The sequence below is a fragment of the Microvirga lenta genome, assembly GCF_020532555.1.
Classification (GTDB): domain Bacteria; phylum Pseudomonadota; class Alphaproteobacteria; order Rhizobiales; family Beijerinckiaceae; genus Microvirga; species Microvirga lenta.
In genome coordinates, this window is sequence record NZ_JAJBBR010000010.1 from 31,302 (window position 1) to 55,699 (window position 24,398).

The 24,398-nt window shown below is 65.1% G+C and carries 21 protein-coding genes; 17 read left to right on the forward strand and 4 right to left on the reverse strand.

Features of this window, described 5'->3' with window-relative positions:
• Window positions 1–26: 26 nt before the first annotated feature.
• Both LGR44_RS16140 and LGR44_RS16145 read left to right on the forward strand, forming a co-directional pair.
• Window positions 27–1,163 carry a 5-methyltetrahydropteroyltriglutamate--homocysteine S-methyltransferase gene (locus tag LGR44_RS16140; RefSeq protein ID WP_226741738.1) on the forward strand — a complete coding sequence of 379 codons (1,137 nt, stop codon included), beginning with the start codon at window positions 27–29 and terminating at the stop codon, window positions 1,161–1,163.
• Window positions 1,164–1,465: 302 nt separating this feature from the next.
• Window positions 1,466–2,260, forward strand: coding sequence for a GAF domain-containing protein (locus LGR44_RS16145; RefSeq protein WP_226741739.1), 795 nt, complete (start codon window positions 1,466–1,468; stop codon window positions 2,258–2,260).
• Between the two features lie 41 nt (window positions 2,261–2,301).
• On the opposite strand, the gene LGR44_RS16150 is transcribed toward LGR44_RS16145, so the two are convergent.
• Entirely contained in the window at window positions 2,302–2,760 is a 459-nt protein-coding gene (locus LGR44_RS16150; RefSeq protein WP_226741740.1) for a hypothetical protein, read from the reverse strand.
• An 80-nt stretch (window positions 2,761–2,840) separates the two neighbouring features.
• Window positions 2,841–3,899, reverse strand: coding sequence for a LacI family DNA-binding transcriptional regulator (locus LGR44_RS16155; RefSeq protein ID WP_226741741.1), 1,059 nt, complete (start codon window positions 3,897–3,899; stop codon window positions 2,841–2,843).
• 251 nt (window positions 3,900–4,150) lie between these two features.
• Between LGR44_RS16155 and LGR44_RS16160 the strand changes: the two genes are divergently transcribed.
• The 10 genes from LGR44_RS16160 (at window position 4,151) to LGR44_RS16205 (ending at window position 15,454) form a co-directional block, all read left to right on the forward strand.
• On the forward strand, window positions 4,151–5,224 hold the full coding sequence (locus LGR44_RS16160; protein ID WP_226741742.1) for an ABC transporter ATP-binding protein: 1,074 nt from the start codon (window positions 4,151–4,153) through the stop codon (window positions 5,222–5,224).
• Between the two features lie 67 nt (window positions 5,225–5,291).
• The gene (locus LGR44_RS16165; RefSeq protein ID WP_404809936.1) at window positions 5,292–6,554 is read left to right on the forward strand and encodes an ABC transporter substrate-binding protein; all 1,263 of its coding nucleotides are present in this window, start codon (window positions 5,292–5,294) and stop codon (window positions 6,552–6,554) included.
• A gap of 77 nt (window positions 6,555–6,631) precedes the next feature.
• A complete protein-coding gene (locus LGR44_RS16170; RefSeq protein WP_226741743.1) occupies window positions 6,632–7,570 on the forward strand; it encodes a carbohydrate ABC transporter permease in 939 nt (312 codons plus the stop codon).
• A 5-nt stretch (window positions 7,571–7,575) separates the two neighbouring features.
• Window positions 7,576–8,427: a carbohydrate ABC transporter permease gene (locus LGR44_RS16175; protein ID WP_226741744.1), complete on the forward strand. Its 852-nt coding sequence runs from the start codon at window positions 7,576–7,578 to the stop codon at window positions 8,425–8,427.
• A 10-nt stretch (window positions 8,428–8,437) separates the two neighbouring features.
• Window positions 8,438–10,171 carry an L-arabinonate dehydratase gene (araD, locus tag LGR44_RS16180; RefSeq protein ID WP_226741745.1) on the forward strand — a complete coding sequence of 578 codons (1,734 nt, stop codon included), beginning with the start codon at window positions 8,438–8,440 and terminating at the stop codon, window positions 10,169–10,171.
• Window positions 10,172–10,178: 7 nt separating this feature from the next.
• Window positions 10,179–10,985 (forward strand): HpcH/HpaI aldolase family protein, encoded by an 807-nt coding sequence (locus LGR44_RS16185; RefSeq protein WP_226741746.1) that lies wholly within the window; start codon window positions 10,179–10,181, stop codon window positions 10,983–10,985.
• A gap of 10 nt (window positions 10,986–10,995) precedes the next feature.
• The gene (locus LGR44_RS16190) at window positions 10,996–11,877 is read left to right on the forward strand and encodes an SMP-30/gluconolactonase/LRE family protein (RefSeq protein WP_226741747.1); all 882 of its coding nucleotides are present in this window, start codon (window positions 10,996–10,998) and stop codon (window positions 11,875–11,877) included.
• A gap of 14 nt (window positions 11,878–11,891) precedes the next feature.
• On the forward strand, window positions 11,892–12,656 hold the full coding sequence (locus tag LGR44_RS16195) for an SDR family NAD(P)-dependent oxidoreductase (RefSeq protein WP_226741748.1): 765 nt from the start codon (window positions 11,892–11,894) through the stop codon (window positions 12,654–12,656).
• Between the two features lie 8 nt (window positions 12,657–12,664).
• Window positions 12,665–14,680, forward strand: coding sequence for an alpha-glucosidase (locus LGR44_RS16200; RefSeq protein WP_226741749.1), 2,016 nt, complete (start codon window positions 12,665–12,667; stop codon window positions 14,678–14,680).
• Between the two features lie 3 nt (window positions 14,681–14,683).
• Complete coding sequence (locus LGR44_RS16205; protein WP_226741750.1) at window positions 14,684–15,454, forward strand: sulfite exporter TauE/SafE family protein; 771 nt, start codon at window positions 14,684–14,686, stop codon at window positions 15,452–15,454.
• Here LGR44_RS16205 and LGR44_RS16210 read toward each other — a convergent pair.
• The gene (locus LGR44_RS16210) at window positions 15,451–16,617 is read right to left on the reverse strand and encodes an SEL1-like repeat protein (RefSeq protein WP_226741751.1); all 1,167 of its coding nucleotides are present in this window, start codon (window positions 16,615–16,617) and stop codon (window positions 15,451–15,453) included. The genes LGR44_RS16205 and LGR44_RS16210 overlap by 4 nt on opposite strands.
• A gap of 475 nt (window positions 16,618–17,092) precedes the next feature.
• On the opposite strand from LGR44_RS16210, the gene LGR44_RS16215 reads away from it, so the two are divergent.
• From LGR44_RS16215 to LGR44_RS16225, 3 genes are all read left to right on the forward strand, one after another.
• A complete protein-coding gene (locus LGR44_RS16215; RefSeq protein ID WP_226741752.1) occupies window positions 17,093–18,259 on the forward strand; it encodes a hypothetical protein in 1,167 nt (388 codons plus the stop codon).
• A gap of 155 nt (window positions 18,260–18,414) precedes the next feature.
• Window positions 18,415–20,244, forward strand: a complete 1,830-nt coding sequence (locus LGR44_RS16220; RefSeq protein ID WP_226741753.1) for a type I secretion system permease/ATPase — start codon at window positions 18,415–18,417, stop codon at window positions 20,242–20,244.
• The gene (locus LGR44_RS16225; RefSeq protein ID WP_226741754.1) at window positions 20,241–21,596 is read left to right on the forward strand and encodes an HlyD family type I secretion periplasmic adaptor subunit; all 1,356 of its coding nucleotides are present in this window, start codon (window positions 20,241–20,243) and stop codon (window positions 21,594–21,596) included. The genes LGR44_RS16220 and LGR44_RS16225 overlap by 4 nt, the downstream gene beginning before the upstream one ends.
• A 41-nt stretch (window positions 21,597–21,637) precedes the next feature.
• On the opposite strand, the gene LGR44_RS16230 is transcribed toward LGR44_RS16225, so the two are convergent.
• On the reverse strand, window positions 21,638–22,444 hold the full coding sequence (locus LGR44_RS16230; protein ID WP_226741755.1) for a response regulator transcription factor: 807 nt from the start codon (window positions 22,442–22,444) through the stop codon (window positions 21,638–21,640).
• Window positions 22,445–22,961: 517 nt separating this feature from the next.
• Between LGR44_RS16230 and LGR44_RS16235 the strand changes: the two genes are divergently transcribed.
• Window positions 22,962–24,128 carry a hypothetical protein gene (locus tag LGR44_RS16235; RefSeq protein WP_226741756.1) on the forward strand — a complete coding sequence of 389 codons (1,167 nt, stop codon included), beginning with the start codon at window positions 22,962–22,964 and terminating at the stop codon, window positions 24,126–24,128.
• A 33-nt stretch (window positions 24,129–24,161) separates the two neighbouring features.
• The gene (locus LGR44_RS16240) at window positions 24,162–24,377 is read left to right on the forward strand and encodes a DUF6894 family protein (protein ID WP_226741757.1); all 216 of its coding nucleotides are present in this window, start codon (window positions 24,162–24,164) and stop codon (window positions 24,375–24,377) included.
• Window positions 24,378–24,398: the final 21 nt, after the last annotated feature.

Consider the following 24,398-nt stretch of genomic DNA (forward strand, 5'->3'; position numbering starts at 1 on the left):
ACAACAACCCTGGGAGAGACAGTCTCATGCAAAGCAGCAAACCTCCGTTCCGCGCCGACATGGTCGGCAGCCTTCTTCGTACCCGGCCCTTGAAGGAGGCCCGGGACAAGCATCATCGCGGCGAGATCTCCGACGAAGCCCTGAAGGCGGTCGAGGATCAGGAAATCAAGAACCTGATCAAGCGTCAGGAAGAGATCGGCCTGCAGGCGGTGACCGACGGCGAATTCCGCCGCGCCTACTGGCATTTCGACTTCCTGGAGCACCTGGACGGCGTGACCTCGATCGAGGCCGATTCAGGCATGAACTTCAAGGGCGGCGTCGGCATCACCAAGGCTCTGCGCGTCACCGGCAAGGTGGGCTTTTCCGACCATCCGATGATCGACCATTTCCGTTTCGTGAAGGAAAACACGAGCCGCGTCGCCAAGATGACCATTCCAGGCCCGAGCATGCTCCACTACCGCGGCGGCCGGAAGATGATGAATATGGGCGTCTACCCGGATATGGACGACTTCTATGCGGATGTGGGCGCGGCCTACAACAAGGCGGTCCATGCCTTCTACGATGCAGGCTGCCGCTACCTGCAGCTCGACGACATCTCCTTCGCCTATCTCTGTGACCCCAACCAGCGCGAGATGCTGAGGGAGCGCGGGGACGATCCCGAGAAGCAGCCCGACATCTATGCCGGCATGGTGCGCGAGGCCCTGAAGGACAAGCCTTCGGACCTGGTCATCACGATGCATCTGTGTCGCGGCAACTTCCGCTCCACCTTCATCGCCTCGGGCGGCTACGAGCCCGTGGCGGAAACGCTCTTCAATGCCATGCCGGTGGACGGCTACTTCATGGAATGGGACACCGATCGGGCAGGGGGCTTCGAGCCGCTCCGGTTCCTGCCGAAGGGCAAGTCGGTGGTTCTCGGCCTCGTCACGTCGAAGACCGGCACTCTCGAGAGCAAGGATGACATCAAGCGCCGTATCGACGAGGCGACGAAGTACGTCGACCTCGACCAGCTCTGCCTCTCTCCGCAATGCGGCTTCGCCTCCACGGAGGAGGGCAATACCCTCGCCGAGGACGAGCAGTGGGCCAAACTCCGCATGATCGTCGAAATCGCCGAGGAGGTATGGGGCAAGGCGCCGTCAGCCACGCAGGTGCGGCAGGCTTCGTAACGATCCGCGAGAGGATCGCGCAATCCAGCGGGACTCGGGGACAAAGAGCCGAGCCCCGCTGAGGATGCCAGGATTGCTTGCTGCACCCGCATCCCTGCTGAGAGAGCCGCCTCGAAGGCCGCAGAACCTGGCTTTTCCGTCCTCAGACTGCCTGAGCCGGCGGGAAATGGGCGGGACGAACGCCCCGCTGCGACAATTCTGCGGCCTTTGGGTTTCTTTCGGGGATGGATACGGGTTACTTTGTTGTCTATTCAGTCGGCCACAGCCGTTCACGCTATCCAGAAGAAGCTTTGCGTACCACGATGACGTTTCCGATGCCGCCGAACGAGGTGGAGCGGCTGCAAGCTCTCCACCGCCTGAACATCCTCGACGGGAGGCTTCCGTCGGGGCTCGACCGGATCTGTTCGATCGCGCAATCCCTGTTTCATGTGCCCGTGGTCCTCATGGTGTTCCTCGACGAGGAGGTGGCCTGGATCAAGAGCGGGTCCAACTCGGAACTGTCGAAAGAGCCGCGGGCCCTGTCCTTCTGCAACCATACCGTGATGCACGACGAGGTGTTCGTGGTTCCCGACACGTTCGCGGACCGGCGTTTCGCGGAACATCCCTATGTCAAAGCCGATCCTCCGCTGCGCTTCTATGCGGGAGCCCCCTTCACGACGGAGCCGGGCTTGCGGATTGGCTCGATCTGTCTTGTCGATCACGTCCCGCGCGACTTCACGCCCCGGCAGATGAACCTCCTGAGCTCTCTGGCCCGTGTCGCGGTCGACGAGTTGTGGCTGCACCACCTGGAGCGGTCGGGCCTTGCGCCTGCGACCGAGGTGCTTCCCCTTGCCAGGAAGGTGTCGCTGGACTTCCAGCTGGAGCCGTCCATCACCAGCCGCCAGGTTCGCGCCGGGCGCGGCCTGCTCAATTGGTCGGTGCGGGAGCTGGCGGAGGCCGCCAAGGTGTCACCCATGACCGTGAAGCGCATCGAGGCGAGCAGCGATGTCCTTGTGGTCAGGGATGAGAGCGCCAAGGCGGTGCGCCGGGCGCTGGAAGAGGGCGGCGTCGAGTTCGTGTTTTCTCCCGATGCGGAGCCGGGGGTGAGGCCCCGCTGAAACGCTCCCCGGGCCTCCCGAATACCGTGCCTGGAACCGGCTCAAAGCCGGGCCGCCTGCAGGGCGTGGCTGGCGCGGGTATCGCGGTTGCGGGGACCAGGGCCGATGGGGCCGAAATCCCCTCGCAGCGCCTTCAGGGCATAACGCTCGGTGTCGATCTCGCGGGCGGTGCGGAAGCCGAGATTTCTGAGGATCGGCAGGGGCGGACACCAGCCTTGCACCGAATGCTGGAACAGGAAGATGGAAACAAGGGCTGGCAGGGCGAGCCAGCGCCGGTCCATCGTTGCGCCCAGGGCGACGCCGGCAAAGGCAACGGTCGCGGCATTGGCCTCCAGCATCCGCTCGATATCCCACTCCTCATCGAGCTCGCGGAGCCTGCGGTCGATCCGGTCGGGGTGCTCGGCGTGCCATCTCACACTTTCGGCGATCCGCGCCTCGATCCGGCGGTTGGCGTTCTGCCCCGTGCGGCCTGCGACCCGTTCGGCACTGCTTGCCACCATGACGCATCCTCCTCTGCTCCGTTAGAAACGGGGCCGTTCGGGTGCAGTTCCGCGGTGCGGCCTCGGCTGTCGGGTTTGGGTCAGGTGCTGCGACGCTCGATCAGAACGTGGCTCGTATCGATGACGCGCCGCGCGTCCTCGGCATGAGGCTCTTGGATGCGCGCGAGGATCAGGCGAGCGACTTCCTTTCCGATCAGATCTCCCGAGGGTCTGATCGTGGTGAGCGAGGGGACGCAGGAGGTGCTGAAATCCAGGTCGCCGAAGCCGATCAGGGCGACGCGCTCGGGAATCGCAATGCCCCGGCGCTGACATTCGAACAGAACGCCCAAGGCGATCAGGTCGTTGGAGCAGGCGATGCCGTCGAGATCCGGGGCCTGTTGAAGAGCCCGGTTGAGGAGAAGGGCGCCGGCCTCGACCGTGGCGGCGCCAGGGTGATTGATAATTTCGCAGATCGGGGCTCCCCCGCCCTTGCCGGCCTCCGCGAAGCCGCTGGCGCGTTGCGCCGCACGGCGATCCTCGTCCATCCGCGCTCCCAGGAAGACAAGGTTGCGGCGGCCTTTCGAGAGCAGATGCCCTGCCGCCGAGGCGCCGACCTGTGGATGGGAGAAGCCGACGGCCATGTCGATGGGCTCTCCTCCAATCTCCCACATCTCGACTACCGGCACACGGCTGGCTTTCAGCAGCTTGCGGGTTTCGGGGCTGTGATTGAGCCCCGTCAGCACGACGGCGGCCGGCGCCCAGGAGAGGGCGGTCCGGACCAAGGCCTCTTCCTGGCCTTCCCCGTATTCGCTGTGCCCGAGGAGAACCTGGAGTCCCTCGGCGGCGAGGGCGGATTGAAGCGTCGAGACCGTTTCTGCGAAGAAGGCGTTGCGGATCGAGGGCACGATGATGCTGACGACCCGGGAGGAGGCTGCGGCGAGCCCGCCGGCAACTAGATTGGGCACGTAGCCCAGCGTATCGATGGCCCGGGCAATGTCCTGTCCGGCTGCGGGGGACACCGCGTCGGGCTTGCGCAGATAGAGCGAGACCGTGGAGGGGGACACCTGGGCGAGCTTGGCGACGTCCATCATGGTGACGCGCTGCATCTTGCGCCGTTTCCGAGTCGCCCGGGTCTGGATCGTTCCGCCTCCTGAATCCACGAAAAGTCTCCCTAATTCGTAGCGCTCCGAAGGGAGAGCTTAATCCCTTTCCAGCGCGGATGACAAGAAAATCAACCATATAGAGGGGATATTCCTGCTCCGGACGCCTGTTGAGAGATATAGCCTCCGGTCTTGCGGCAATTTCATCGTAGCGCTATGATGAATGAAATCGGCCGTGCGGAAGCGGTCTTTTGCTGCTGCCGCGAAAGGTCCACGCGTCGAGCCGACGCGCCAGGAACAGGTGAGGAAGCATGTCGTCGGTCAGCTTTCGGAAGCTCGAGAAGAACTACGGTGCCCTCAAGATCGTGAAGGGCATCGATCTTGAGATCGCCGACAGGGAGTTCGTCGTCCTGGTCGGGCCCTCCGGCTGCGGCAAGTCCACCACCCTTCGCATGCTGGCCGGTCTGGAAAGCATCAGCGGCGGGGAAATCCGCATCGGCGACCGGGTGGTCAACAAGCTGCCCCCGCGCGAGCGCGACATCGCCATGGTGTTTCAGGACTACGCGCTCTACCCGCACAAGACCGTCTATGAGAACATGGCCTTCAGCCTGAAGGTTCGCGGGGTCCCTGCTTCCGAGATCAAGCCGCGTATCGCCCAGGCCGCGGAGATGCTCGGCATCGAGCAGCTTCTCGAGCGCAAGCCGAGCCAGCTCTCCGGCGGGCAGCGGCAGCGCGTCGCCATGGGCCGCGCCATCGTACGGCGTCCCCAGGTCTTCCTTTTCGACGAACCGCTCTCCAACCTGGACGCCAAGCTGCGTGGGCAGGTTCGCACCGAGATCAAAAGGCTGCATCAGGCCATCGGCACCACCATCATCTACGTGACCCACGACCAGGTCGAGGCGATGACGCTCGCCGACAGGATCGTGATCCTCAAGGGCGGCGAGATCGAGCAGGTCGGCACGCCGGACGAGGTCTACAACAATCCGGCCAGCGTTTTCGTCGGCGGCTTCATCGGGTCGCCCGCCATGAACTTCGCGAAGGGCACCATTCGCGGCGGGCAGATCGCCTTCGACGGGGGAGCCCAACTCCCGGTCACGGCGAACGCCGCCGGGAAGGCGACGGCGCTGGAAGGCCGCGACGTGGTGGTCGGCATCCGCCCGGAGCATTTCGTATCCTCTGCCGAGGGTCAGACCCTGGCAGGCCGCGTGCAGGTCGTCGAGCCGCTGGGCTCCGACACCCTCATCCATTTCGCCCTGGGGCAGGCCACGCTCACCGCGCGCGTTGCGCCGGAGATGCGGCCTCAGCCCGGCGAGACCCTGTCCATCGGTGTCGATCCGTCCCGGATCCATCTCTTCGATGCGGCAACGGAGCGGGCGCTGAGCTGATCGCTCTCTGACAACAAGGAAGATGCCGGCCAGGCACCGGCATCCGTCAACTTCAACGGAGGAAATGATGACCGTTACCAAGACCGTGACTTGGCTGCTCGCCGGCGCAGCCCTGACCCTGTCGGCGTCCGCCGCCATGGCCCAGCAGACGAACCTGCGGGTGTTCGTCTCCAGCCAGCACCGCCCGGACGTGTGGCGCAAGGCCTTCGACATGTACGAGGCACAGAACCCGAACGTGAAGGTCACCATCGAGACCGGTGGAAACACCTCCGAGGCGCAGGCCCAGTACCTCAACACCATCATGACGGCGAAGGATTCCTCGCTGGACGTGATGATCCTCGACGTGATCCGCCCGGCGCAGTACGCCGCCGCCGGCTGGACCGTGCCCTTCAACGAGGTGATCCAGGGCGACGCCCAAGCATATATGAAACGCTATCTGCCGGCCTATGCCGAGGCGAACACGGTCGACGGCAAGGTGGTGGCATTGCCCGCTTTCGCCGACGCCATGTTCCTCTATTACCGCAAGGATCTTCTGGAGAAGCACGGTATCCAGCCGCCGCAGACCTGGGAGGAGCTGACCGCCGCCTCCAAGAAGATCATGGAAGCCGAAAAGGACCCGAATCTTCAGGGCCTCTCCTTCCAGGGTAAGGCCATCGAGGGTGCGGTCTGCACCTTCCTCCTGCCTTACTGGAGCATGGGCAAGCAGCTCGTCTCCGACGGCAAGCTCTCCTTCGACAAGGATGCGGCCGTGAAGTCGCTCACCCTCTGGAAGGACTTCGTCGACCAGGGCGTCGCCAAGAAGAACATCGCCGAGGTCGCCACCGACGACACCCGCAAGGAATTCCAGGCTGGCAACGTGGTCTTCGCGGTCAACTGGTCCTATGCCTGGGGCCAGTTCCAGGGGCCTGAATCCGCCGTGAAGGACAAGGTCGGCGTCGTGAAGCTCCCGGCCGTCAAGGGCGGCGAGCCGGCCTCGTGCCTGGGCGGTTGGGAGTGGGGCGTCTCCGCCTACTCCACCAACAAGACCGAAGCGCAGAAATTCGTGCAGTACCTGTCGAGCCCCGAGACCTCGGAGTTCATGGCCGTCAACGCTGCGCTCCTCCCGGCCTTTCCTGAGAAGTACACCGATCCCGATGTGACCAAGGCCGTGCCGTGGTTCGCCGAGGCCAAGCCTGTCGTCGAGACGGCAAAGGCTCGCCCGGTGACGCCCCGGTATAACGAGGTCAGCGAGATCATCCGCACCACGGTGAATGCGGTGCTCGCCGGCACCACGACGCCGGAACAGGGTGCGACCCAGATGGAAAGCCGCCTGCGGCGCGTCCTGCGCTGAGCCGCTCCACCCCATGACCCGACGGACGCCTCAACCGGCGTCCGTCCCCAACGTTGCAACCGGGCAGGAACATGACGATGGCAACGGCCAGCGAAACAGGCATCATCACGGCGCATCGTGAAGGCGCCACGAAATGGTGGACGCGCTTCCTCGATCCGAGCGAGCGCACCCTTGCGGCTCTCCTGCTGGCTCCGACGGCGCTGCTGCTCTCGCTCATCATCGTCTATCCTGTCTGCCGCCTGGTCTGGACGAGCTTCCAGAATCTGTCGCTCACCTCCGGGCTCCCGGCGGAGTTCGCAGGGCTCGAGAATTACCGTCTGATGATCGACGATCCGGTGTTCTGGGAGACCACCTGGAACACGGTTCTCATCACGCTGATCACCGTTCCCGGCGCATTGCTGGTCGGCCTCGGGCTCGCCCTCATGGCCAACATGCCCTTCAGGCTGAAGTGGCCGGTTCGCCTGTCCCTTCTCATTCCCTGGGCGCTGCCGCTCTCCTTCGCCGGCCTGATCTTCGCCTGGTTCTTCCACTCCGAGTACGGGGTGGTGAACGACGTGCTCCGGCGAGTCGGCATCGAAGGCATCATCTGGTTCAATTCCGCCAATTGGGCCTTCGCGGCCATCTGTCTGACCATCATTTGGAAGACCTCGTCCTTCATGGCGCTGATCATCCTGGCCGGACTGCAGACCATTCCGCGCTCCCTCTACGAGGCTGCGGAGGTCGATGGGGCAGGGCGCTTCCGCCAGTTCTTCGAGATCACGCTGCCGCTCCTGAAGCCGGCCATCGTGGTGGCCCTGATCTTCCGTACGATCACGGCGCTCCAGACCTTCGATATTCCCTTCACCATGACCCGCGGCGGGCCCGGCACGTCCACGGCGACGCTGGCCATGTACATTCACCAGAACACCGTCGATTTCCTCGATCTGGGCTACGGCTCCGCGCTGGCGGTCGTGATGTTCCTGCTCTCCATGTGCGTGACCTTCGTCTATCTGCGCATGATCCGCGCCAAGGGGTGACAGCCATGAACGCCGAAGCACCTGCAACCCAGTCGCTCCTCTCCGGCAAGCCGCTGCGGCTTCTCATCGCGTTCATCCTCGTGATGAACGGCATGTTTCCGGCCCTGTGGATCCTCTTCACTTCGCTCAAGACCGAAGCGGAGCTGACGGTGAAGCCGATCACCTGGCTGCCTCATGCGCCGACGATCGCGAACTACCTGCGCGCCTTCACGGACCAGCCGCTGCTGCTCTTTCTGTTCAACAGCTTCATGGTGGCGATCCTTTCGACCGCACTGACCCTGTTCGTATCGGTTCTGGCGGCCTATGCCCTGGCGCGCCTGCAACTGCGGGCGCGGGATCTGATCCTGTCGGCGATCATCGCCGTCTCGACCTTCCCCTTGGTGACCCTGCTCGTGCCTCTGTTCGAGATCATGCGGGCGCTCGGCCTCCTCAATACCTGGGTGGCGCTGATCCTGCCCTACACGGTTCTGAGCCTGCCGGTCTGCACCCTGATCCTGGTTTCGTTCTTCGAGGGCATTCCGCGCGACCTCGAAAACTCCGCCATGATCGACGGCTGCACCCGCATCGGCGCTCTGTTCAAGGTCGTCGTGCCACTCTCGGCGCCGGGCGTGTTCACCGCGGGCATCCTGGCCTTCGTCAATGCCTGGGACGAGTTCCTGCTCGCTCTCTCATTCAATTCCAATCCCATGCTGCGCACCCTGCCGGTCGGCATCACGCTCTATCAGGGCGAGTTCGCCTTCCCCTGGCCGGTGATCTCGGCGGCGCTCGTCGTCGGCATCGTGCCGGTCGCGGTTCTGATCGTGATCTTCCAGGAGCGCGTCGTGTCGGGCCTGACCTCCGGCGGCATCAAAGGTTGAGGACTTTCCCATGACACGCCGACCCCTCGCAGACCTGCGGAGCCAGCGCTGGTTCGCCTCCGACGACATGCGCGGCTTCGCGCATCGCCAGCGCACACAGCAGATGGGCATGCGCCGCGAGGAATTCCTCGGAAAGCCCGTTGTCGCCATCCTCAATACCTGGAGCGACATGAGCCCGTGCCACTCGCACCTGCGCGACCGGGCCGAAGCCGTGAAGCGCGGCGTGTGGCAGGCCGGCGGTTACCCCGTTGAGCTGCCCGCCCTCTCCGTCGGCGAAGTGATGGTGAAGCCCACCACCATGCTCTACCGCAACTTCCTGGCCATGGAGGTGGAGGAACTGCTGCGCTCCCACCCGGTCGACGGGGCGGTGCTGCTCGGCGGCTGCGACAAGTCCACGCCCGGCCTGCTCATGGGCGCGATCAGCATGGATCTTCCGGTGATCTTCTGTCCGGCGGGTCCCATGTCGAACGGGCAGTGGCGCGGCGTGAAGACCGGGGCCGGAACCCATACGAAGAAATATTGGGACGAGCTGCGCGCCGGTAACATCACGCAGGACGATTGGGTCGACCTGGAAAGCCGCATGACCCGCTCCATCGGCACCTGCAACACCATGGGAACGGCCTCCACCATGACTTCCATCGTGGATGCCATGGGCCTGACGCTTCCGGGCGCTTCCTCGATCCCGGCCGCGGACAGCGGGCATACCCGCATGGCATCGTCCTGCGGCGAGCGGATCATGGAGATGATCTGGGAGGACCTGAAGCCCTCCCGCATCCTCGATGCACGCAGCTTCCGCAACGGACTCGTGGCCTACATGGCGCTCGGAGGCTCGACCAATGCCGCCGTTCACCTGATCGCCATGGCCCGCCGCGCCGGAGTGGAGCTGACCCTCGACGACATGTCCGACATGGCCGGCAAGGTGCCGGTCTGCGCCAATCTCTTCCCGTCGGGCGAGTACCTGATGGAGGATTTCTATTTCGCAGGCGGCCTGCTGGCGATGCTCAAGAAGCTCGAGGCCCATCTCGATCCGGAGGCAAAGACGGTCAACGGCCGGACCTTGGGCGAGAACATCGCCGATGCCGAGTGCTGGAACGACGACGTGATCCGCGGCCCCAACAACCCGGTGGTGCCGCTCTCGCAGGGCAAGACCCTGGCCGTGCTCCGGGGCAACCTCGCTCCCAACGGCGCGGTCATGAAGTCCTCGGCTGCCAACCCCAAATTCCTCAAGCATGTGGGCCCGGCCATCGTCTTCGACAGCCCGGCCGAGATGAACAAGGCCATCGACGATCCCGATCTCGACATCACCGAGGACAGCGTTATCGTCCTGCGCAATGCGGGCCCCGTGGGAGCGCCGGGGATGCCCGAATGGGGCAATCTGCCCATTCCGAAGAAGCTCCTGAAGCAGGGCGTGCGCGACATGGTCCGCATCTGCGACGGGCGCATGAGCGGCACCCATTACGGCACCTGCATTCTGCACGTGGCACCCGAAGCCGCCGTGGGAGGCCCCCTCGGTCTCCTCAAGACGGGCGACCTGATCGAGCTGGACGTGGCGGCCGGGCGGCTCGACATGCGCGTCGCTCCAGCCGAACTGGAGCGCCGCAAGGCCGAGTGGAAGCCGACCGCGCCGGTTTACGGGCGCTCCTTCGCCGCCCTCTACCAGCGCCATGTCTCGCAGGCCGACGAGGGCTGCGACTTCGATTTCCTGAGCGCGCCCGGCCCGGTGGCCGAGCCCGTGATCTTCTGAGGACGCCATGATCGACATCGAAAACCGCTTCAAGCGCTGGCTTCAGGGAGCGGGCCCGAAACCGCCGCTGGGAACCTGGCTGATGGCGGCGGCTCCCGCCACCGCCGAGGCCATGGGCTATACGGGCTTCGACTTCCTCGTGGTCGATATGGAGCACGTGCCGATCGAGGTGGCGGATCTGGCCCACATCCTGCGCGCCATCGGCTGCACGCCGGCCGAGGCGGTCGTCCGCATGGCCTGGAACGACCAGATCCTCATCAAGCGCGTTCTCGATGCAGGCGCCCAGACCATCATGGTGCCTTTCGTTCAGAACGCCGAGGAAGCCCGTCAGGCGGTCGCCTTCGCCAAATATCCGCCGCACGGCGTGCGCGGGGTCGCTGCGGTCCATCGCAGCTCCCGGTTCGGCCGCGCGTCCGACTATCTCAAGCGGGCGAACGACGAGGTGGCCGTGATCGTCCAGCTCGAGACGCCGGAGGCCATCGAGCGGCTGCCGGAGATTGCAGCCGTGCCGGGCGTCGACGCGCTCTTCGTCGGGCCGGGCGATCTCTCTGCGGCCATGGGCTATATCGGCAACATCACGCATCCCGAGGTTCAGGCTCTCATTGCGAAGGCCGCGAAGGATTCCCATGCCGCCGGAAAGCCCGTCGGCATCGTCGGTCCCAATCCCGAGATGGTGCGCCGCTTCATCGACTACGGCTACGATTTCGCCGCCATCGCCTCCGACATCGCCATGATGACCGGCCGCGCCACAGACTGGCTCGGCGCGCTTCGCGACCAGCCGGTGCAAGTGGCGCCCGCAGCTGCCGCCTATTGAGGTTCGCTCCATGAACGCGACCGTCGCGCTCGACGTTCGGGCGCAATTGGGTGAATGCCCGAAATGGTCCGATGAGGAGCAGGCCCTGTTCTTCGTCGACATCAAGGGCAAGGCGCTCCACCGCTACAAGCCTGGAACGGGCGAGCACGTCGCCATGACGATGCCCGAGGAAATCGGGTGCTACGGCTTCAGGAAAGACGGCGGCTTCGTTGCCGGGTTCCGGTCGGGCATCTGGCTCCTCGACCGCGAGGGCAAGCCGGAGAAGAAGCTCGCCGACAACCCGGAGGACCAGAACACCAGCCGGTTCAACGACGGCCGGGTGGACCCGGCGGGGCGCTTCCTGGCCGGAACCATCGACGAGCCGAAGGCCGGCGGAAAGGCCCATCTCTACCGCTACGACCGGCGCGGGCTCGTGCCGCTTGCCGGCGGCCTCCTGACCTCCAACGGCGTCGCGTTCTCCCCCGATGGGCGCACTCTCTACCATTCGGATACGCCGACCTTCACCGTCTGGCGCTATTCCTACGATCCTGCGACAGGCGAGGCCTCCGACCGGACATTGTTCGTGCGTCTGACGCCGACCGAGAGCGACCGCGGCCGTCCCGACGGTGCGGCGGTCGATGTGGAAGGCTGCTACTGGACCGCGCTCTTCGAAGGCGGGAGGGTGCAGCGCTATGCGCCGGACGGAAGCCTGATCGGGGAATATCCGGTGCCGGCCCGCTGCCCCACCATGGTCGCCTTCGGCGGTCCCGAGCGGAAGACCCTCTTCGTCACCTCGGCGCGGGACAGCCGCCCGGAGGATGAGCTGGCGACCTTCCCGCATTCGGGCAGCCTCTTTTCCATGCCGGTGGATGTGCCGGGCCTGCCGGAATATCGTTTCGACCCCGCCGTTTAGTTCCCGAGGCACCGATGCCGTTCGACTACCAGACTGTTCAGTATCGCTCGCTCGAAGACCGCTCCGTGGTGATTACCGGCGGCGCCTCCGGCATCGGCGAGGAGATGGTGAAAGCCTTCGTGGCTCAGAAGGCGCGGGTGTCCTTCATCGATATCGACAAGGAGCGGGGAGGGGCGCTTGCCGCCGCGACCGGCGCGACCTTTCATGCTTGTGACGTGACCGACATTCCGGCCCTGCGCAACGTGCTCGCCCGCATCGAAGGCGACACTGGCGGCATCCACGTTCTCGTCAACAATGCCGGCAAGGACGACCGCCACGACATGGCGGAGGTCGAGCCGGAGTACTGGCGCCGGGCGCTCTCCCTCAATCTCGACCACCAGTTCTTCGCCACGCAGGCCGTCTCCAAGGGCATGGCGAAGGCGGGGGGCGGCTCGGTCATCATGCTGGGTTCCATCTCCTGGATGCGCGGCCGCCCCGGCATGGTCGGCTACACCACCGCGAAGGCCGCCATCAACGGCATGACCAAGACACTTGCCCGGGAACTCGGCCCGTCGGGCATCCGCGTGAACTGCATCGTGCCCGGCGCCATTCTCACCGAGCGGCAGGAAAAGCTCTGGCTCACGCCGGAGCTCAACCAGCAATTCATCGATCTCCAGGCCTTGAAGTTCCGCCTCAACGCCAGCCACGTGGCGAAGCTCGCCCTCTTCGTGGCGTCGGACGAGAGCGCGGGCTGTACCGGGTCCAATTTCGTCGTCGATGCCGGCCTGACCCAGAACTGAGCCCTTCCATGCAGATCCAGACACAACCCAACGGCTTCGACCTCCTCCTCGACGGCAGGCTTATCCTGCGCCACCGGAGCGATGTTCCATGCCTTTTCGTCGGCCATGGCGAAGCGCGCATGGACATGTACCGGGGCAATTTCGACATCGAGGACTATGTCGTCGAGCGCACGCCTCTCGCTCACGCCGAGATCACCGGGACGGACGACGGCTGCGACATCGCCTTCGCGTCCGCGCCGGGGCAGCCTGTGCGGCTCACGCTGAGCATTTCGGGCGACGAGCGCAACGGCGTCGTCTTCTTCAATGCTCAGGATCTGTCGATCAACCGTGTCTGGCTGCGGGTTCAGGCCGAGGCGGATGAGCATGTCTGGGGCGGCGGCGAGCAGATGTCCTATTTCGACATGCGCGGTCGCCGCTTTCCTCTATGGACTTCCGAACCCGGCGTCGGGCGCGACAAGTCGACGGAGATCACCTTCAAGGCGGACGTGACGGGCAAGTCGGGCGGCGACTACTGGAATACCAATTACCCGCAGCCGACCTATGTCTCGTCCCGTCGCTATGCGCTCCATGTGGAGACGACCGCCTATTCCGCCTTCGACTTCCGTCGCGAAGGGTTCCACGAGATCGAGGTTTGGGCTGTGCCGGAGCGGATCGAGCTTGCGTCTCGACCGACCTTTCTCGCCCTGGTCGAGACGCTGTCCGAGCGCTTCGGCCGTCAGCCGCCTCTGCCCGAATGGGTCTATGGGGGCGCCATCATCGGCCTGAAGGACGGGGCGCGCTCCTACGAGCGGCTCGACGCCATCGTCGCGGCCGGAACGAAAGTGTCCGGCCTCTGGTGCGAGGACTGGGTGGGCCTGCGCAACACTTCCTTCGGCGCGCGCCTGTTCTGGGATTGGAAAGCGAACGAGGACCGCTATCCGGGCCTGCGCCAGCGCATCGCCGAGATGGCGGAGCGCGGTATCCGCTTCCTCGGCTATGTCAATCCGTACCTTGCCGTGGACGGATCGCTGTTTCCCGAGGCCGATGCGGCGGGCTATTTCGCGAAGGACGAGGCGGGCAAGACTGCCCTCGTGGACTTCGGCGAGTTCGATTGCGGCGTGGTGGACTTCACCAATCCCGACGCGGTGGAATGGTTCGCCGAACGGGTGATCGGGCAGAACATGCTCGATTTCGGCCTTTCGGGCTGGATGGCCGATTTCGGCGAGTACCTGCCCATCGACGTGCATCTCGCCAACGGCGTCGATGCGAAGCTCATGCACAATGCCTGGCCGACCCTCTGGGCCGAGGTGAATGCCCGGGCGGTGGAAAGCCGCGGCAAGACGGGCGAGATCCTGTTCTTCATGCGCGCGGGGTTCACGGGCGTGCAGAAATACTGTCCGCTGCTCTGGGCCGGGGACCAGTCGGTGGACTTCACCCGTCACGACGGTCTCGTGACGGTGATATCGGGCGCCCTCTCGTCGGGCCTCCTCGGCAACGCCTATCACCACTCGGACATCGGCGGCTATACGAGCCTGTTCGGCAATGTCCGCACTGCAGAACTCATCATCCGCTGGGCAGAGATGGGGGCCTTCACGCCGGTCATGCGGACCCACGAGGGCAATCGGCCGCGCGACAACCTGCAGATCGACCAGGACCCGGAGGTGCTCCGCCACTTCGCTCGGATGACGCAGGTCTATGTGCATCTCGTGCCGTACCTGAAGTCGCTCGTGGCGGAGGCCTCCGCGCGCGGGTTGCCGGTGCAGCGGCCGCTCTTCCTGCATTTCGAGGACGATGCCCGCGCCTACACGATCCAGGACGCCTATCTCTACGGGCCCGATCTGCTCGTGGCTCCCGTCTGGCAGGCGGGCAGGACCGAATGGACGACCTACCTTCCGAAGGGCGCGGATTGGGTCCATGTATGGTCCGGCCGAACCTTCGCGGGCGGCGAGGAAGTCACGGTGGCCGTGCCTTACGGTCAGCCGCCCGTATTCCATCGGGCGGGCTCCGCCTTCTCGGAGCTCTTCGCAGGCCTGAAGGATCTCTGAGGAATGTCAGCTGCGGAGCTGGTGGGCTTTCTTCTTCTCGCCGGGGCCGCAGCCTATGCGCAGACCCTGACCGGTTTCGCCTTCGGGCTGATCACCATGGGCGGGATCGCTCTGACCGGGCTGCTTCCGCTGACGGATGCGGCGGCGATCGTCAGCGTGCTCACCCTGGTCAACGCCACGCAGATGCTCCTCAAGGGCTGGCGCGATGTCGCCTGGCGCGAGTTCTGGCTCGTCATGGCGACGAGCGTGCCGTTTCTCTTCGCGGGCTATGCCCTGCTCGAGTGGCTCGCCGAGACCCGTACCGATCTCCTGCGCCTGATCCTTGGTCTCATCATCATCGTGTCCAGCCTCCAGCTCGCGCGAAAGCCCGAGCCTCTGGGCCGGCTGTCCGGCTCGGGCTCCTTCCTGTTCTTCGGCAGCATCGCCGGCCTGATGGGAGGGCTCTATTCCACCGCAGGGCCGCCGCTCGTCTATCACTTCTATCGTCAGCCGATGCCCCTCGTGCAGATCCGCGAGACCCTCGTCACGGTCTTCGCGCTCAATGCAGTGTTCCGTATCGGCCTCGTGGGTTTCACCGGCAACCTGCCGACCGGTTCGGCCTGGTTCGGGCTTCTCGCGGTTCCCATGGTCATGGGAGCGACCTATGCCGCACGCCGCTGGCCGCCGCCGCTCTCCCCCAAAACGACGCGCCGCATCGTCTTCGTCCTGCTGTTCCTCTCCGGAGCGTCTCTCGCGGCGCCGGCTCTGGTGCCGATATTCGGAAGCTCGGTCTAGGGGACAGCCCGAAGGGAGGCGATGTCCCCATCGGTCAGGCCGGCAGCCTTCGCTCTCGCATAGAGTTCGCGCGCCTTGGAAGGATCGCCCCTTATCCCGAGCACCCTCCAGCTTGCCAGCACCTGTGGATCGTAGGTCTGTGCCAAACGGTAGATGGCCCTCGCGCTGCCCTGAGCCGCCGCTTTCTCCAGCACGAGACGGGCGGCGCCGACATCCGCCTGTGCCAGAAGACGGTTGGCTCGCTCCAGAAGCGCGATTTCGTCCTTGCCCGGTGGAGCATGCGGCGCACCGGGAAACGTGGCAGCAGGCGGAGGAGGCGGTGGCGCCGTCATCCAATCGGGCGGCTGGCGCTGCCGCTGGATGGTCAGGCCCCGCCGCAGGGCCTCGGATTCGCGGATCAACGCCTCCGCATCGCTACGGCCCGAAGGTGCTTCCGAGCCTGTCACATGCGAGGGCGGTGGTGCATCGTCGGCGCGAGGCGAGCGGGCAGGTGGGTCAGGAGATGACGCTTCGCCGGAACCCGGAGGTCCATCGGGAAGGGCAGGAGCGGCGGAGGGCGGTTCGCCGAGGACGCTCCGTCCTCCCGGGAACCAAGCGGCGACCGCGACGGCGAGCAGGGCCGCGACGACGAGCTGCGCCGCCATGACGGTCCAGCCGAAGAGGCTCAGAGACGGAAGGTCGCTCCGCGACAACGGGGCTGCCGAGAGGCCGGAGAGCGGGCGTGGCTTGGCTTCGTCTTCCGGGGGCGGGATCCCGGCCTCTGCGGCCCTGCCCAGGATCGGATGTGGGGCTTCTGCAGGAATCTCCGCATCTTCTCCGGAAAGACCCAGGATCCGCTCCAGATCCGCCTCTCCGTCCGCATCTGTCGCAAACGCGATCCTCTCGCAGTCTGGATCGGGATTCCCCTGGATCATGGCCTCTACCGGGTCTGGAGTGTGGCCCTTGGCCAGGGCTCGGATCGCCTGAACCGCCTCGTCGAACTTGGCCTGCCGGGACAGGAGGTCACGGGAGGCGGGAACGATCCTGCCGGCTTCCTCCAGAGGGGATGCGCTCGGATGTACTGCTTTCCGGCCAGACGTGGAGCGTTGCGGCCGCAGGTCCGGTTTCCTCCGACCGTTCTTGCCGGCGTTCGCTCGCGTCTCTTGCTCTGCACGTCTTCTCATAGGCATATCGCTTTATGAGAGGGATTTCTCGGTCGCCCGTGCGTTCCGTCAGAACATACGGCCGGGAGCCGGCGTCCCACAATCGGCACCTAAGGGTGAGGCGGTCGCGACAGAGGCGGAATCGATCCCGTGCCTCCTGCGATAGGATGAGCCGTCAGCCTTCGGGAGTAGTGCGTCCCATAATCCCGAGGAACGCGTTGTGTTCCGGCGCCTGCCGCGGTCTTGCCAAGCTGTTCGCCGAGCCCGGCCAAGTTTTCGGCCCAGCTTGCTGCAGCTTCATCCAAGAAGATGATGCTGCAACAACCGTAAACCCTTTAGGCGGATGCGAATTGGCAACTGTTTCCCATGGTCGAGAACGAGGAAGGTCTTTGCTGCCGGCGGGATGTGCGGGATCCGATCGTGATTCTCCGACGCCCCCGGTCCGTTCCGATGGCAGATGCTTGCCGGAGCGGCCAGTCAAACGGGAGAGCGCACCATGGAAGAAGAAGACACTGAAGGCACCGCCAACACCGGCAGCAACAACACCTTTACCTTCGACTTCGATTTTGATCAGGACCTTGTCCAGGATCAGGACGCGGATGTCGACGTCGATACCGACCAAGTTGCCGATATCGATCAGGATAATGACCAGACGGCCGACTCCGATGCGGTCGCCGACAATGATGCCGATCTTGATGTCTTCACCGACAACGATGCCGACTCCGACGCGACCGCGGATTCCGACGGAGACGCCGTGAACGATATCGATAGCCCTGTCGACGGAAGCGACGGCACGGGCGGCGCCGGTGACGGCGGTGACGGCGGCGATGGCGATGGTGGCGACTCGACCGGCAGCGGCGGCGATGGCGGCAGCACGGACAACGACGGCGGAGCCGCTGGCGACGGCGGCGACGGCGGCGATACGTTCGGTGATGGTGGCGACGGCGTGGCTGGCGACGGCGTGGGCGGCAACGGTGGCGACGGCGGTGACGGCGGTGACGGCACCGGAGGCAATGGCACCGATGGCGGCGGCGGCGGCGACGGCGGAGCCGGCGGTACTGAAGGCAGCGGCGGCACGAGCGGCGCCGATGGGACGGATGGCACCGATGGCGGTGGCGGCACCGGTGGAACCGGAGGTACCGGCGGCACTGGCGGAGCCGGTGGATCAGGTGGCGCCGGTGGCGCTGGCGGCGCCGGCACCGGTGGTGCTGGTGGAGCCGGTGGCGCAGGCGGCGATGGCGTGGGCGGTGCCGGCACCGGTGGTGCAGGCGGCTCGGGTACGGGCGGTGCGGCCGGCAGCGGCGGCGCTGGCGGCTCGGCCGACGGTGACGCAGGTGCGGGCGGCTCCAGCGGCAATGGCGACGGCGGTGACGGCGGAGCCGGGGCCGGTGGCGATGGCGGCGCAGGCACGGGCGGCGATACCACCAGCACGGTGACGGCCGACGCATCCACCGACAACGATGCCGATGCGAATGCCGACGGCGATGCCGATGGCGATGCTTCGGGCGATGCCACTCAGGACGCGGATGCCCTGTCCTACGTCGATCAGGATACCGGCGACGTCGATGTCGCGCAGGACCAGGCGGTCGATGTGGACGTCGTCCAGGATCAGGACGCCGACCAGGCGATCACGATCGATTTCGACTTCGGCGACTTCGGCTGATCGATCTCCTGCCGAGGCCCGGCACCCGAAAGCGTGACCGGGCCTCATGGCCTACGCTGCCGCTCTCCTCAGGCAGCGTAGGCCGCTTTCGCGCCCTGCCGACGGGCGATGTTGTCTGCCGGCGCCCGTGAAGACCAATGGGAGACCTGCCGCCCATGGCCCTATCGTGGATGAGAACCCGTCCCCGGACCGAGATCGAGATTGCCTTCAGGCTCTGCCGCGCCTCACTCATCATGGTGTTCGCGCTGAGCTTCTTCCTCAATTTTCTGGCACTGACCGTTCCGCTCTATCTGCTTCAGGTCTACGACCACGTCCTGTCGAGCCACAGCATCGACACGCTCGTGATGCTGACCGGCATCGCCGTCGTCGCGCTCGCCGTGAGCGCCATCCTGGACGGCCTGCGCCGGGAGATGCTGTCGCGGATCGGAACCTGGCTCGACGACCGCATTCAGGCCTCGGTCCTGACGGCGGCGGTTCAGGCCGCGCTCCGGAGCGATCCGACGGCCGCCGCCCAGTCCTGGCGTGATCTGAACGGACTGCGCACCTTTTTCGCCGGCAATGCCTGCAGCGCGCTCTTCGATCTGCCCTGGACGCCGATCTTCGTCCTGGCGATGATCATCGTCCATCCGCTGCTCGGCATCCTCGGGCTTGTCGCATCGCTCATCCTGTTCGGCCTGGCGCTGCTCAACGAGACGCTGACGCGCCGGTCCGTCGCCCGTGCAAGCATGGCCTGGTCCAACAGCCAGCATCGCTTCGAGGCCCTCCTGCGCAATGTGGAGGCCATCAGCGCCATGGGCATGCTGCCCGGCGTGGCTCGCATCCTTCACGACGAGCAGGTCGAGGCGAAGCAGGCCCAGCTCTCGGCAGGTGCCCGCGGCGCGATCATTCAGTCCCTCGCGCGCTTCGTCCGCCTCTTCACCCAGGTCACGGTCATGGCCTTTGCCTCCTGGCTGGTCATTCGCCACGATATCAGCCCGGCGGCCATCTTCGTGAGCTCGATCCTTCTCGGCCGGTCCCTCGGCCCCGTGGAAGGCGCCATCGGGACGTGGAAGGCGGTCACGAGCGTTCGGCTGGGCTATGCCCGCCTGCAGAAGCTGATGGCCGCCGCTCCGCCCAAGGGGCCCGGCATGTGGCTGCCCCGGCCGAAAGGCGATCTCTCCATCGAGCAGTTGAGCTACACGCCGCCCGGCTCCGACACCTTGGCCCTCCGGCGTCTCAGCTTCAGTCTGAAATCGGGAGAGGTGCTCGGCGTCGTCGGCCCTTCAGGTGCCGGCAAGTCGACCCTCGGGCGGCTCATTGCCGGGGTCATCATTCCCACGGCAGGGCACGTGCGCCTCGACGGAGCGGACATGTCGATCTGGATGGCGTCGGGCGGCCACGGGCATTTCGGCTACCTGCCGCAGGACGTCGAGCTCTTCGGCGGTACCGTTCGCGAAAACATTTCCCGCCTGCAGGATGCTGCGTCGGAGGACGTGATCGCTGCGGCGACCCTGGTGGGACTGCACGAAACGATCATGCGCCTGCCGCACGGCTACGATACCGATATCGGGGAAGGAGGCGCACGCCTTTCGGGCGGGCAGCGCCAACGTCTCGGGCTGGCGCGGGCCTTCTTCGGCGAGCCCCGCCTCGTCGTGTTGGACGAACCGAACGCGAGCCTCGACCAGGACGGCGAGGATTCCCTCCGGCAGGCGATCCTTGAGATGCGCGACCGCGGCGTGACCGTGGTCGTCATCGCCCAGCGCCTCGGTATCCTCAGCATCTCGGACAAGGTTCTGATCCTCGAGAACGGCGCCCTGAATGCCTTCGGATCCCGCCGGGACGTGGCCGAGAAGATCAGGAGCGGGCGCACGGCCATCAAGGTCAAGGGGCCACAGGTCATCGACGAACGCCGGAAGCCGGTCCAGGATACCCGGCCCGCTCAGTCCTTGCCGGATGTGTCGAACGGGCCGATGCTGCTCGACGAGGCGAAGAGGGCCGTGTCATGAGGAGCGGGAAAAACACTCCTGTCCTGGACCTTGCCGCCGTCCTGCCGCCTCCTCCTCCGACGCCGTTTCAACGCATGGGCTTCCTGGCGGTCAGCGCCTTCGCGCTGATCGGCGTCTTCGTGATCGGGTTCGGTGTCTGGGCGACGCAGGCGCCCCTCGAGAGCGCCGCCATCGCGGGCGGCGCCATCGAAGCGGAATCGAGCCGCAAGACCATTCAGCATCTGGAGGGAGGGATCATCGGGCGGATTCTGGTGAAGGACGGGGACGAGGTGACCGCCGGCCAGCCGCTCATCCGCCTCGACGATACCAAGGCCCGTGCCACGCTCCAGGTTCTGCAGGGCCAGCTATGGGATGCGCAGGCCCGGGAGGCCCGCCTTCTGGCCGAGCGCGACGGACATCAGGCGCTTGAGTACCCCGAAGGGCTCGCGAGGGCCGCAGCCGACAACCCGGCCGTCACGGAGGTGCTGAGCGGCCAGCAGAAGATCTTCGAGACGAGACGCCGCCTTCAGGAATCGCGCATCGACGTCATCCGCCAGCGCAAGGGGCAGACCCTGCGGGAGATCGAAGGCCTCCGTTTCCAGGAAGGTGCCGCCACCAAGCGTGCCCGGATCATCAAGGAGGAGCTGGCTGCAATCGCACCCCTTGTGGCCAAGGGCCTGCAGACCCGTCCGCGACTGCTGCAACTCGAAAGGGAGCAGGCCGAAATCGATGGCCGGCGCGGCGACACGCTGGCGCAGATCTCCCGCGCCGAGCAGGCGGTCGGCGAGGCCGAGGCCCAGATCCTGAAGCTGCAAAGCGACTGGCATTCGGAAATCGCCCTGGCCCTGCGCGACACGCAGAGCCAGATCTTTCAACTCCTCGAGCGCATTCAGGCGGCGACCGACGTGCTGGCGAGGACGGAGGTCCGGGCGCCGGAGGCGGGTACGGTCACCAACCTGCGCATCCATACTCCGGGCGGCGTCATCGCCGCCGGCGAGCCTCTGATGGACCTCGTGCCCCAGCAGGACAGATTGATCGTTCAGGCACAGGTGAAGCCGGATGACATCGATCTCGTCCGGCCGGGTCTCACCGCGAGGGTCCGACTTCTCGCCTACAAGCAGCGGCGCGTTCCCCCGGTGGAGGGCGTCCTCACCTATGTCTCGGCAGACCGGCTCGTCGATAAGGAAACCGAACAGGTCTATTACACGGCACGCATTCAGCTCGACGAGGCGGCGCTGCACCAGTTGCCGGAAGTCGAGATCATGCCCGGCATGCCGGTCGAGGTTCTGATCAAGACCGGCGAGTTCACCGTTGCTCACTACATGCTGCGTCCGGTTCTGGACAGCTTCAACCGAGCCTTCCGCGAGAACTGAAGGGCCGGTTGGGAAAAGGAGAGGAGCTTTCGATCTGCGGTCTAGCGCCCGCTGGAATCCGGCGGGCGGTGCTGGGACAGGACGACCGCTTCGGTGCGGTTCGTGGCCCGGAGCTTTCTCATGATGTGCCGGATATGGACCTTCACGGTATTCTCCGAGAGGTTCAGGTGATGGGCGATCCACTTGTTGGACCGCCCCATCTGCAGGGCCGCCAATACATCGGTCTCCCGCGCCGTGAATGTCACCAAGAGACCGCCGTGCTCGTCCGGATCGTGGTGCTCGGTGCCCCCGTCTGCCGATAGACCGTGATCGGCAGCGTTGTGGGATGGATCGGATTCGCGGATGTGCGAAGGCATTTCCGTAACGCCATGATCGGAATCGCGCGAGCCCGCGTTCAGGCGTGCGCTGTCGATGACCGATTGAGGATAATAGGTGCCGCCGGCCAGAACCAGCTGCAGGGCGGCGACTGCGATCTTGAGGGATGCCGTAACAGGTATGACCCCTTGCGCCCCGGCAGCCATCGCGATGCCGACATGGGGAGCATCGTCGCAGGCCGTAATCACGACGATCGGCACCTTGGGAAAGTACCGGGCGATGGACCTGATGTCGTTCGCCAGTCCATCTCTGGGCAACGGATACGGCTTCGTCTTCAGCAGAATGAGCGCGACGCTTGTTCCGTTGGGGCGCGGGAGCTTGTCGATGGTCGGCGTTCCCAGGATGATCGCCTGAGGAAAGGCGCTCCTCATGGCTTCAGCGAGACAGTCCTGCGTCAACGTCTCCTCATCGATGAGGATGATGAGGTCCTTGCTGTTTTCATCCGGATGGGAATCTGAGGCTGAATGCGACATTGGCATGGCAATTCCCTGCTTTGCCTTGCTTGATCATGTCCGACGAGGACGCCCCGATTATTCAGGCGCAACGCTGACGCAGCAGGCACTGAACCGGACAAGAACTCCACCTCGCGGCTATCCCGGGAAGAACCGCGCAAGGATGACTACAAACCTAAGAGGCCGGATAGGACACCACAGATGGGATGATTCGGATATTACCCGTTTGAATTAAAAATATAGAAAGAATTAAGCCCTGCGAAACTGCCAAGTTTGTTTATATTCTTCTTTATATATGAAAGTATTCAGGATGAAAGCATGAATTGGGAATACGCATATTACGGTATGTTAGTCGGATCAGATTTCTACTGCGGTTGAACTGCGCGTCGAGTGTCGGATGCCGTGACGCCTGAGATTAAATCCTCCGGGTGGTGTCCGCTGCACGGGCTCCTCAAAATGATGTCTAGCGTCCGGCTAACCCTTTGCCATCATCAGCTGGGACACACCAGCGGGCCCGGCAGGGCCACGAGGAGGCTTCATGGCTCCGCTCGACAGAGGATTCCGGGATCTGCTGCCATTCCTTGAGGCCTATCCTGACGAGTTCGGATTGGTCGCTGAGGAGGAAGGGGAGCGTCCCGTTCAGAGTCCCGGTTTCGAGCCGCTTCCCGTTGCGGCCGAATCTCCTGCTCCGGAGGCCATGAAGCTTCCGGGGCTGGCGGTCCGCGATACAGGCGATGCGCCGCTGCCGAAGCAGGACCTGCCGGTGTCGAGCGGAGGCGCGCAGGCCGACCAGAACTCGGGAGCCGCGGATGGATCGGCCATCACGGCACCATCCCATGGGGGCGATCCTCAGGTCTTCGAGTCGACGGTCGCCAAGACATCGGTGTCGGGCGGGAGCGGCTCCGGCGGACGGGAGCAGGGGCAACAGAGCTCGGCCGCGGCGAGTGACGCCGGGGAGGATCGGACGTCCGTCGAGGGGGATCGGCCTTCCTCCGACGGGGATGGTCCAGCCGGCGAGGAAACCCTCGTTGATGAGCCTGTTGATGAGGTGGAGCCCGATGGCGCCCCGCCACAGGAGGTCCCGGCCGCCGAGCCGGGGCTTCCGGTCGAGGCGGAGGATGACGGCCATGATATTACCGTGACCCAGATCGCCGACGTCGATCAGGACGCCACCATTCTGGTCCAGGGCTATATCGGTCCGATCGTCGCCCGCTTCCATGTGGATCAGAGCATCACCATGGATCAGGATGCCGACGTCAGCATCGACATCGACGGCAACGGGCATTTCGCCATCTCCATCGACCAGCGGATGTTCATCAGCCAGCAGACTGAACTCGACCTCAACATCTATGACGATGACGGGGTGCTGTATGTGGACCTGTTCCTGCGCGACGTCATCGAGGTCGATCAGGATACGAACGTCGTCTTCAACTTCTACGACGGGTTCGGCGAAAACGATCTCCAGATCGTCCAGGATCTGGTCATGGATCAGGATGCCGACGTGGACATCGACATCGAGGATGACCTGGAGGAGCGGTACACGGTCAAGGTCGAGGCCGTCATCCAGCAGGAGGTCGATGCCGAGCAGGATGCCCGGTTGAACATCGAGGCTCTCGACGAGGGTTTCGAGGTGGACGTTCAGGCCGATCAGGTCGCCTCCATCGACCAGGAGACCCTCGTCAAGATCGACTTCGCCCTGGTCTGAGACGTAGATGCCGGCGACAACCGGAGAGAAAACATGCCGCGCTACTACATCCACCTCGCCCACGAAGGGCACATCGTCTGGGATTACAGCGGCATGGAGCTGCCCAGCCTCAAGGGCGCCCGCGGCATGGAGGCGGCGGCCGCCAAGGAACAGTGGAGCAATGCGCTCCGTTCGCTCGAGGGACGGCCCGAATCCACCGCCGTCATCACGGACGATGCCGGGCGGATTCTGTTCATGATCTCCGTGTGACCGCCGCCAACCCGAAGGGTG